The 10288-nt window shown below is 35.0% G+C and carries 9 protein-coding genes and 1 other annotated feature; of the genes, 2 read left to right on the top strand and 7 right to left on the bottom strand.

Features of this window, described 5'->3' with window-relative positions; translation table 11 throughout:
• Positions 1–121: 121 nt before the first annotated feature.
• Entirely contained in the window at positions 122–394 is a 273-nt protein-coding gene (locus FYJ50_RS10260; protein ID WP_154461636.1) for a hypothetical protein, read from the bottom strand.
• An 88-nt stretch (positions 395–482) separates the two neighbouring features.
• Between FYJ50_RS10260 and FYJ50_RS10255 the strand changes: the two genes are divergently transcribed.
• Positions 483–731, top strand: coding sequence for a NifU family protein (locus FYJ50_RS10255; RefSeq protein ID WP_154461634.1), 249 nt, complete (start codon positions 483–485; stop codon positions 729–731).
• A gap of 43 nt (positions 732–774) precedes the next feature.
• Here FYJ50_RS10255 and FYJ50_RS10250 read toward each other — a convergent pair whose 3' ends face one another.
• Positions 775–1536, bottom strand: a complete 762-nt coding sequence (locus FYJ50_RS10250) for an esterase family protein (RefSeq protein WP_154461632.1) — start codon at positions 1534–1536, stop codon at positions 775–777.
• A gap of 102 nt (positions 1537–1638) precedes the next feature.
• On the opposite strand from FYJ50_RS10250, the gene typA reads away from it, so the two are divergent.
• Positions 1639–3468, top strand: a complete 1830-nt coding sequence (gene typA, locus FYJ50_RS10245) for a translational GTPase TypA (RefSeq protein WP_154461630.1) — start codon at positions 1639–1641, stop codon at positions 3466–3468.
• A gap of 22 nt (positions 3469–3490) precedes the next feature.
• On the opposite strand, the gene FYJ50_RS10240 is transcribed toward typA, so the two are convergent.
• From FYJ50_RS10240 to ptsP, 5 genes are all read right to left on the bottom strand, one after another.
• Positions 3491–4297: an HAD family hydrolase gene (locus tag FYJ50_RS10240; RefSeq protein WP_154461628.1), complete on the bottom strand. Its 807-nt coding sequence runs from the start codon at positions 4295–4297 to the stop codon at positions 3491–3493.
• A 64-nt stretch (positions 4298–4361) separates the two neighbouring features.
• Positions 4362–6962 (bottom strand): valine--tRNA ligase, encoded by a 2601-nt coding sequence (locus FYJ50_RS10235; RefSeq protein ID WP_154461626.1) that lies wholly within the window; start codon positions 6960–6962, stop codon positions 4362–4364.
• A gap of 31 nt (positions 6963–6993) precedes the next feature.
• Positions 6994–7186: a binding site (T-box leader), on the bottom strand.
• A gap of 35 nt (positions 7187–7221) precedes the next feature.
• Positions 7222–7800, bottom strand: coding sequence for an NUDIX hydrolase (locus FYJ50_RS10230; RefSeq protein WP_205946515.1), 579 nt, complete (start codon positions 7798–7800; stop codon positions 7222–7224).
• Complete coding sequence (locus FYJ50_RS10225) at positions 7761–8324, bottom strand: DUF3267 domain-containing protein (protein WP_154461622.1); 564 nt, start codon at positions 8322–8324, stop codon at positions 7761–7763. The genes FYJ50_RS10230 and FYJ50_RS10225 overlap by 40 nt, the downstream gene beginning before the upstream one ends.
• Positions 8325–8362: 38 nt before the next feature.
• Positions 8363–10066, bottom strand: coding sequence for a phosphoenolpyruvate--protein phosphotransferase (gene ptsP, locus FYJ50_RS10220; protein WP_154461620.1), 1704 nt, complete (start codon positions 10064–10066; stop codon positions 8363–8365).
• Between the last annotated feature and the right edge of the window lie 222 nt (positions 10067–10288).

Here is a 10288-nt window from a genome sequence, read left to right as displayed (position 1 = left end):
ATGATGTGCAACGATTTATATAGCGACCGACGTAATGAATAATAAAAAACTCATCTATACAATTAAGTATAAATGAGTAAATTAGAATAAATATTAATGAGTCCAAACTTTTGGGTTCACTTCATTTTATACATTCTTTTCTATATTCTATTAACCATTTATAATCTAAAATATCTTTTTCATTGCCACAGACACACACTGCAGTAAATCCATCTATATCTTTTGATTGACAGACAGTATTTAATAAACCATTCTTTGCATATCTAAAATGAACTTTATTTTTCGTATATACAATTAAATCCTTCTTATCTACATAAGAATATAAATCTGGATCCGTACAAATTATATGTTTACATGTAATGTTTACTTTTTCTGTTATCCATTGAAATTCCATATAAAAACAATACAATAGAAATTCCTATCATTTCAATGGACAATTTTTATAATTTGGTTTAAACTGTTTTGTATTGGAGATGATAGTTATGTCAGAAGAGATTTTATTACCCGATGAAAAAGCTATAGAAGCTTGTTTAGATACAATACGACCTTATATACAGCACGATGGAGGTGATGTTGAATTACTGGGTGTAGATGAAAACGCAGTAGTTTATGTAGCCTTTAGAGGAGCCTGTGCCGGATGTATGATGGCAGCTGCAGATTTTTCCGAAGGAATCAAACTTCTTTTAATGGATGAAGTCGAAAATATAAGAGATGTAATGCTGGTGGGATAATAACTGCCTAAAAAAAAAGATTTATCGTATTGATAAATCTTTTTTATTTATAAGCCCATTCTATCATTTTTGGAATAAAATATTTTAATTGTGTTTCCCACCAAGGCCAGTCATGATAAACATCCTGTCCCCAGATATCAATCCAGATATGAATGTTTTTTGAATCCAGGATCTGTTTTAAACGATGTACAGTTTCTAATCCTTCCTGTTCCCAGTTTCCCTGTCCACAACAGATGATAATCTGGTTTTCACTGTATTTATGCGCATACGGGTGATTTGGATCCAGATTTGATAAATAAGCGCATGGATTGTTGTTGTATGAGAATTCATCTCGATAAGCATCATAATACCAGGCAGGTTCAAAATCATACAATCCCGATAAAGCTAAACACTGATCAAATAAGTATGGATATCGAAAAGCTAAATTGGCCGCATGGCTGGCACCTAAACTAGCCCCAGTTACCATGCAGGTAGACTGAGCGTCCAGGCCTGCCTTATACAATGCACTTGGCATCAATTCCTGAACAATGTAATTGTTCCATGCTTCCTGTTTTCTCATACGATCGTAAGTGGATCCATGAGAACTCCAGGCTTCTGTATCAATGGTATCGCATGTCACAAACTGAATGCTTCCATTATCAATATATTCACTGACCAAATCAAACATTTGACGGTCTTCCCATTCAAAGAAACGACCATTCTGACAAGGAATCACCAAACACAATTTTCCACTGTGTCCATACATTTTAAATTCCATCATACGATTTAATTGACTTGACCATTCTCTAAAATATCTAACTTGCATATTCTTTCTCCTTTTGACAATGTATTATATCATATTTCATTGTGTTTTTTAAAGACTTGCATTATAATATCTTCGGTTTTCTAATAGAAAGCGAGGCCATCAATGGAAAAAGAAAAAATATTAAATATAGCTGTCATCGCCCATGTCGATGCCGGAAAAAGTACATTAGTCGATGCCTTTTTAAGACAGAGCGATGTATTTCGCAATAATGAAGAAGTCGTAGATTGTGTAATGGATTCAAATGACTTAGAAAGAGAAAGAGGAATTACAATTTATTCCAAAAACTGTTCTGTCATTCATAATGGTGTAAAAATCAATATCGTAGATACACCCGGACACGCTGACTTTTCCAGTGAAGTTGAACGTATCATACGTACAGTGGATACCGTTATTTTACTGGTCGATGCATCCGAAGGTCCAATGCCTCAAACTCGATTCGTATTATCTAAAGCATTGGAAATTGGTTTAAAACCTATTTTACTGATTAATAAAATCGATAAAAAAGATCAGAGAGCCCAGGAAGTGGTTGATGAAGTCTATGAACTGTTCTTAGATTTAAATGCAACTGACGAACAGCTGGATTTCCCTATTTTATATGGAATTGCTCGTGAAGGAATTGTTCAGTACGAACTGGATCAGCCTTCAAACAACATTGATCCTTTATTTGATACCATCTTAAACCATTGTAATGTGTATCCAGATTATGATAATCAACCTCTACAGATGCAGATCAGTGCTCTGGCTTATGATGAATACATTGGTCGATTAGGGATTGGTCGTATTTATAAAGGAGTATTAAAACAAGGTGCTTATTATATTCGCTGTAATGAAGAAGGACTGGAGAAAAAAGAATCTATTTCTAAATGTTTTGTTTATAAAGGATTATCTCGTACCGATGTAAAAGAAGCGCATTCTGGTGATATTGTCGTAATTGCGGGTATGCCAGATATCAACATTGGAGATACGATTTGTGAAATTGATCATGTACAGCCAATGGAACAGATTCCAATTGAAGAACCAACATTATCAATGAATTTTCATGTCAATTCTTCCCCATTCGCCGGTCAATCAGGAAAATATGTCACAAGTCGTAATTTAAAAGAACGATTGGAAAAAGAACTGGAAGTCAATGTCGGTTTAAAAGTTGAACCAACAGATTCAGCAGACTGTTTTAAAGTATCGGGTCGTGGAGAACTTCATATCTCCATTTTAATTGAAAATATGCGTCGTGAAGGATATGAATTAGCAGTATCAAAACCAGAAGTTATTCTTCATGAAGATGAAAATGGTATAAAAGTTGAACCCATTGAAGAAGTGGTGTGTATTGCTCCAAGTGAATATCAGGGAACCATTATTAATAAACTGAATTTAAGAAAAGGGGTAATGGTTAACCTGGAAGAAGAAAATGGATACGATCGAATCACCTATACTGCTCCTACTCGTGGATTACTGGGATTTCGAAGTGAATTCATTAATGACACACATGGGGAAGGTACACTGGTTCGCCGTATCTGTGGATATGAACCTTATAAAGGAGAAATCAATCAGCGTATGCAGGGAGCTATGATTTCCACAGAAACCGGTACCGCTATGACCTATGCTTTATGGAATCTTCAGGAACGTGGTTCCTTATTCATTGGACCGCAAACAGAAGTCTATGAAGGAATGATCATTGGAGAAAGTGCTAAAAATATTGATATGGATGTCAATCCATTAAAAAATAAAAAACTGACAGCCATTCGTTCTTCTGGTAGAGATGAAGCCATGCTTCTGACACCACCTAGAATCTTCTCATTGGAAGAAGCTTTGGAATGGATCAATGACGATGAACTGGTTGAAGTTACCCCTGATGCGATTCGTATTCGTAAAAAAGGTCTGACAGCCATCGAAAGAAGACGTCTATATCGTCAAAAAATGGATCAGGAAGGATAAAAGGAGTCATCACGACTCCTTTTTAAATATATCGATCGATAAAATCAGCCCATCCATCTTCTATTACACTTTTTTCTGTAATGACATCCGCCAGCTCTTTTGTATCTTGTGAACCATTGATCATACATACACCAATTCCAGCAGCTTCTATCATTTCATTGTCATTGGTCGTATCTCCAAATGCCATTGTATCAATTAATTTTATATTATGTTTTATGCAGAACTGTTCTAAAGCATAAGCTTTTGAAGCTTGTCGATTCTGAAATTCCATTAAAGTGGATTGCGTTTTATTCCCTTTATAATAAACCGATTCAAATTCTTTAACTCGTCTTTCAACTTCTGGCATATCTTTTTCATCAACACGAAACATAATTTTAGCATTGGGTTCCTGATAAAAATCTTCTTCCGATTGGGCAACAACATAATCTGATTTTGTATATTGAGCGGAAAAATGAATTTTTTCATCGTATACACCACACATATAGGCTTTTTGAAAATACATAACGGGATTGTGCGAAAAAGGTCTCATAATATCAAATGTTTCTTTGATCCATTCCGGTTTCATCTGAAAATAATCATACACTTTATCATCTGTTCCATCATACAATTGAGAACCATTTAAACCAATAATAAAATCAATTTGATTGTATCCCCATGTAGAAAGAATATATTTTATATCTTTAATGCTTCTTCCTGATGCGATTCCAAATAAAATGTTTTTCTCTTTTATTTTCTGAATCATTTCTTTTCCATAATCCGATAATTTATGATGAGATGGAACCATTGTTCCATCGATATCACATACAATTAATTTTATATTTTCATACATAAGAACACCTCCTGATTCATTATATAGAAATATAAAGAATAGTTCATATAAAAAATAACAGAAATTAATCTGTTATTTTCTTTAAAATATCTTCATATTGTTCTTTACAGATATTTAATTTATTTGTGTAATCTTTTAATTTATCTCTTTCCGCATTTACTTTCGCTTCAGGAGCTTTCTGAACAAATCTAGGATTGTTTAACATTCCATTGCAGCGTTTGATTTCTGCTTCTAAATGTTGAATTTCTTTTTCTAACTTGTTCTTTTCTTCTTCTAAATCAATTAATTTATCCATTGAAACTGTTAAAATACAGTTATCAATTGTACGTGATAATACATCGTCACTTTCAATTTTATCAATGACAATGGCATGACACATTTTCTTTAAGATTGCTTTGATATCATCACTGACACATTCAGATAAACAGATTTCTAAATCTTCACCTGGTTTCATACCATAATCCACTTTGATTTCACGAGTGGTCTGAATGGCACTGATACAGATCTGCATCTGGTGTTTTTCCTGGTCACAACAATCAAAGGCAATGATTTCTGGCCATTTTTCTAAATTAATGCTTTCTTTATCATGCGGTAAAGATTTATAAATTTCTTCTGTCACAAATGGCATAAATGGTGACAACAATATAAGAATGTTTTCTAATACGGTATACAATACAGCTTTAGTAGTCTGAATGGCTTCTGGATTGTCAGAATATAAAGTTGCCTTTGATAATTCAATATACCAGGAACAGAAATCATTCCAGATAAAGCTGTACAGCTCATTTCCAGCGATTCCAAATTCATATTTTTCCATATTGGATTCTACATTCTGAATCGTTTCATTCATACGATTTAATATCCATTTATCGACACATGAAGTTTTTGTGACATCCAATAACGGTTTTTCATCCCCAATCTGCATTTGAACATAACGAGCCGCATTCCAGATTTTATTGATGAAATTCCATGCCGCATCCACTTTAGCTTCATCGTAACGTAAATCCATACCAGGAGCCGAATTGGTTGTTAAGAACCATCTTAGAGCATCCGCTCCTTTTTCATGAATGACATCCATTGGATCAATTCCATTTCCCAATGATTTTGACATTTTTCTACCTTGAGAGTCACGAACCAGACCATGGATCAATACGTCTTTAAAAGGACGATTTTTCATACTGTAACGAGTCTGAAATGCCATACGGGCTACCCAGAAGAAAATGATGTCATATCCTGTAACCAGTACATCATTTGGAAAATATCTTTCTAGGTCTTCTGTGGAATCAGGCCATCCCAGTGTAGAGAAAGGCCAAAGTCCAGAAGAGAACCACGTATCTAAGACATCTTCATCCTGTGTCCAGTTTTCAATGTCTTCTGGTGCTTCCATTCCTACATACAATTCCCCTGTTGTATTGTTTGTCCAGGCAGGAATTCGATGTCCCCACCATAATTGTCTTGAAATACACCAGTCTTCGATATTTTCCAGCCATTGTGTGAATGTTTTTTCAAAACGATTTGGAACAAAATTGATTTTCTGATCTTCAATATGCTGATTGGCAAGCACTTCTTCTGCCAATGGTTTCATCTTGACAAACCATTGTTTGGACAGATAAGGTTCAGCAATTACACCCGATCTTTGCGAATGACCTACCTGATGCATATGTTCTTCAATATGATCAACAACGCCAGCTTCTTCAAAATCTTTAACCAAAGCATCACGACATTCAAAACGATCCATTCCCTGATATTTACCACACAATTCATTCATTGTTCCATCTGGATTCATACACACTGGCATATCCAGATTGTATTTTTTAGCCAAGGCAAAGTCATTTGGATCGTGTGCTGGAGTACATTTCATAACCGCTGTCCCAAAACTCATATCAATATAATCGTCTGCCATAATTGGTAAAGCCTGTCCATTGGCAGGATTGATTGCATGCATTCCTACAATATCTTTATATCGTTCATCTTCTGGATGGACAAAAATTGCCTGATCGGCAAACATGGTTTCTGGACGAGTTGTCGCAATTACCAGTTCTTTACCATTTTCAACAATTTTATATTTGAAATAATACATGTGTCCCATAATTTCCTTATGTTCCACTTCTATATTTGATAAAGCTGTTTTTAATTCAGGATCCCAGTTGATAATTCTTTCTCCCTGATAAATCAGACCATCATTATATAAATCCACAAATACTTTACGAACAGCTTTGGATAACCCTTCATCTAAAGTAAATCTTTCACGAGTATAATCCAGAGACAATCCTAATTTTGCCCATTGGCTTCGAATGGTTGTCGCATATTCTTCTTTCCATTGCCATGCTCGTTCCAGAAACTTTTCACGTCCGATATCATAACGAGAAATGCCCTCTGACAGTAAACGAGCATCTACTTTTGCCTGTGTGGCAATACCTGCATGATCCATACCCGAAACCCATAATACATCGTATCCTTTTAATCGTTTATAACGACAGAGTATATCCTGTAAAGCCGTATCCCAGGCATGTCCTAAATGCAGTTTTCCGGTTACATTTGGTGGAGGAATCACTATACAGTATGGTTTCTTACTCATATCTCCTGCTGTAAAATATCCTTTATCCACCCACGTACTATAAATTCCATCTTCTACTTTTAAATGATCGTATTTCGCATCCAATGTCATATTATCCTTCCTTTCATAAAAAAAAGCACATCATAAGGACGTGCTTGACGTGGTACCACCTAATTTTTTACTTCATTCACATAACGCTGTGTCGCGTATCAACTTACTCTTCCTTCAGTTAATCGGCTCCTAGACTACCTTCATCTTTTCGCAATATTTCTTTTCACCCAACAGAAACTCTCTACAAAATTAAAAAGACTACTCCTTCTATTCTTAGCATTTAACAATAGTTTATCAAACTAAAAATATTTTTCAAGGATTATTTTAAGATTGTAGATTGGATCATCTCTAATTCTTCTAAAGAAATACAGTTTTTAAAGCTTTGATTTTTAACACCATCAAAACATTGATTAAAATCCATCCATAGTACATCCTGTATTTCTTCTTTCTGAAAATCAAACACTTCCTGATCATAGAAATATACATATACATTGGAAATCTGTTTATCCCAGAACGGTTGATGATGAAAATATCCTTTCCATTCTTTTCTTCTTTGTCCACAATAAATAAAGTGATTGGCATCCAGATCAATATTCAGTTCTTCTTTTGCCTCTCGAATTGCACTTTCAATATAATCACAGCCTGCTGGAATATGTCCAGCAGTCGAAATATCAAAACAATCCGGAAACGAGTCTTTATTTTTACTTCTTTTCTGTACTAAAATCTCAAGATTCTCTTTATAGCGAACTAGCCATACATGACTGGTTCTATGTAAAATTCCTTTTGTGTGCGCTTCTTTACGTTCTACAATCTGTCCAGTTGGATTTCCCCTGTCATCTACAATATCTAAATATTCTTTCATACAAACCAGTACGTATGATGTTTCTCCATAAAACATTTTCCATTTTTGGGAACCTGTGTAAGGGCATTGAATACATTATAGTAATCCCCGATTCCTGCTGAAATAGAAAACAATCCCAGTGCTCCTAAAATTGTGTGGGAGGGATCGATCATAAAGAGTAGAAATGGAAGAAATCCAAATACGATATTGGGAAGTAAGCTCATAAAGATGAATCTTTTTTTAGACATCACTTCAATCCCTGAAACAAAGAACAGACCTTTGCCAATATATAAATAGACAGTTTCCCGAAAACAGATCGCATGTAGAAATTCATGAGGAATCATACAGACAATAGATAAAATGGTTCCTGCATTAAATAAAGAAGCCAATCCATGTATTCTTAAACACATTAAAAGATAGAGTCCAATCAAAAGAAATAAACTTAGTATATTCATAACCAGACTAAATGTATTAAAGTTTTCAAATTCTTTAAAACAAGTTGCATCTGGATGATTTTTTAACTGACCAGAAGGAAGTGAATTGACATCTCCATTGAAACGTCCTTTAACAATTAATTCCATATATCCTCCTAAAAAAGGACTCCTTAGAGTCCTTTAAATTATTTACCCATATATGAAGCTACTGTTTCCAGTACTTCATCTGCTGTATCTTTAGCGATACATTCAGCAGCTAATTTCTGAGCGTCTTCAAACGTAATAGATTTAACCTGTTTACGAGCATTTAAAATCTGAGTGGCAGACATTGAGAATTCATCCAATCCCAATCCCAATAAAATTGGAACGGCTTTTGGTTCTCCAGCCATAGCTCCACACATTCCAACCCATTTACCATGTGCATGAGCTCCTTCGATTGTCATCTTAACTAAACGAAGAATGCTTGGGTTGAATGGCTGATATAAGTAAGATACTTTCTGTGACATACGGTCAGCAGCCATTGAGTACTGAATCAGGTCATTTGTACCAATTGAGAAGAAATCTGCATATTTTGCGAACTGATCAGCCAGTACAGCAGAAGCAGGAATTTCAACCATCATACCAACCTGAATATCATCACTGACAGCTACACCTTCAGCAATTAATTCAGCTTTTACATCTTCAAAAATTGCTTTTGCGTCTCTAAATTCCTGTACAGTGGCAATCATTGGGAACATGATGCATAATTTACCATAAACGGATGCACGGCATAATGCACGTAACTGAGTACGGAAAATATCTGTCTGATCCAGACATAAACGAATCGCACGGTATCCTAAGAATGGATTCATTTCTTCTGGGAAATCATAGTAATCTAAATGTTTGTCTCCACCGATATCCAATGTACGAACAACAACTTTCTTACCTTGCATTCCTTCCAATACCTGTTTATAAGCCTGGAACTGTTCTTCTTCTGTTGGCCAGTCTTTTGAACCCATATATAAGAATTCAGTACGGAATAGACCAACACCTTCTCCACCATTGTTCAATACACCTTCAACATCTGCATATCCACCAATGTTTCCAGCTAATTCAACCTGATGTCCATCGGAAGTAATAGATGCTTCATTCTTTAATACTTTTAATTCTTCTTTTTCTTTTGCATACTGTGCAGCTTTAGCCTGATATTTTGCGATTGTTTCTTCATCTGGATTAATAACTACTTCTCCATCCAGAGCATCCAATGCAATAATATCACCAGTATTGGCAGCCTCTAAAACTCCGGCACATCCTACAACAGCTGGAATTTCTAAAGAGTTAGCCATGATAGCAGAGTGAGATGTTTTACCACCAATTTCAGTAGCGAATCCTTTTACAAATTCATTTAATTGAGCTGTGTCAGATGGTGTTAAATCGTGAGCCACGATAACAGAATCTTCCGCAATGGATGTTAAATCTGGAATCAGTACACCTAATAAATTGCATTTTAAACGGAAAGTTACGTCTTTAACATCCGCAATTCTTTCTTTAAAGTATTCACCTAAAGTTTCAAACATAGCAATTGCCATATTTGCATAAGAATCAACAGCATATTCTGCATTTACATTATCATTATTGATGGCAGCTACTACCTGATCGTGTAAATCTGGATCCCCAGCCATCATCAGGTGTGCATCAAAAACAGCCAATTCTTCTTCGCTTAATCGTTTAGCAGCTCTTTCTTTTACACCTTCAATATCTTTTTTTGTTTTTTCCAGAGCAGCTTCAAATTTTGCGACTTCTGCAGCAACATCTTCTACTGTTTTCTTTTCAATGACAACTTTTGGTGTTTCTAATTTATAAACCTTTGCTACGGAAACACCAGCACTTGCCGCAATACCTTTTAACATGAATATTCCTCCTATAGCATCGCGTTTAACGCTTTCATATAAAGAATTTTAACACCTTTTTGTACATTCTTCAATAAAAATAAAAAAGTAGAGAAATTGTAGTGCACCGGTAAAGTTGGACCGGTATAAATAAACTAACTTAATGTTAATTGTTTGAAGGATTGTTGTCTATAAGCTAATGGACTCAATCCTTTTCTTTTTGCGTTAATTCTTTCTGTATTG

This window comes from Floccifex porci, assembly GCF_009696175.1.
GTDB classification, from domain to species: Bacteria; Bacillota_I; Bacilli_A; order Erysipelotrichales; family Erysipelotrichaceae; genus Floccifex; species Floccifex porci.
This window is presented reverse-complemented; position numbering and strand designations above follow the sequence as displayed.

Bases quoted from the DNA above. Each gene is read 5' to 3' on its own strand.
- FYJ50_RS10260 (WP_154461636.1), bottom strand. From the start codon at position 394: ATGGAATTTCAATGGATAACAGAAAAAGTAAACATTACATGTAAACAT.
- FYJ50_RS10250 (WP_154461632.1), bottom strand. From the start codon at position 1,536: ATGCAAGTTAGATATTTTAGAGAATGGTCAAGTCAATTAAATCGTATG.
- FYJ50_RS10240 (WP_154461628.1), bottom strand. From the start codon at position 4,297: ATGTATGAAAATATAAAATTAATTGTATGTGATATCGATGGAACAATG.
- ptsP (WP_154461620.1), bottom strand. From the start codon at position 10,066: ATGTTAAAAGGTATTGCGGCAAGTGCTGGTGTTTCCGTAGCAAAGGTT.
- FYJ50_RS10225 (WP_154461622.1), bottom strand. From the start codon at position 8,324: ATGGAATTAATTGTTAAAGGACGTTTCAATGGAGATGTCAATTCACTT.
- FYJ50_RS10230 (WP_205946515.1), bottom strand. From the start codon at position 7,800: ATGTTTTATGGAGAAACATCATACGTACTGGTTTGTATGAAAGAATAT.
- FYJ50_RS10255 (WP_154461634.1), top strand. From the start codon at position 483: ATGTCAGAAGAGATTTTATTACCCGATGAAAAAGCTATAGAAGCTTGT.
- FYJ50_RS10235 (WP_154461626.1), bottom strand. From the start codon at position 6,962: ATGACATTGGATGCGAAATACGATCATTTAAAAGTAGAAGATGGAATT.
- typA (WP_154461630.1), top strand. From the start codon at position 1,639: ATGGAAAAAGAAAAAATATTAAATATAGCTGTCATCGCCCATGTCGAT.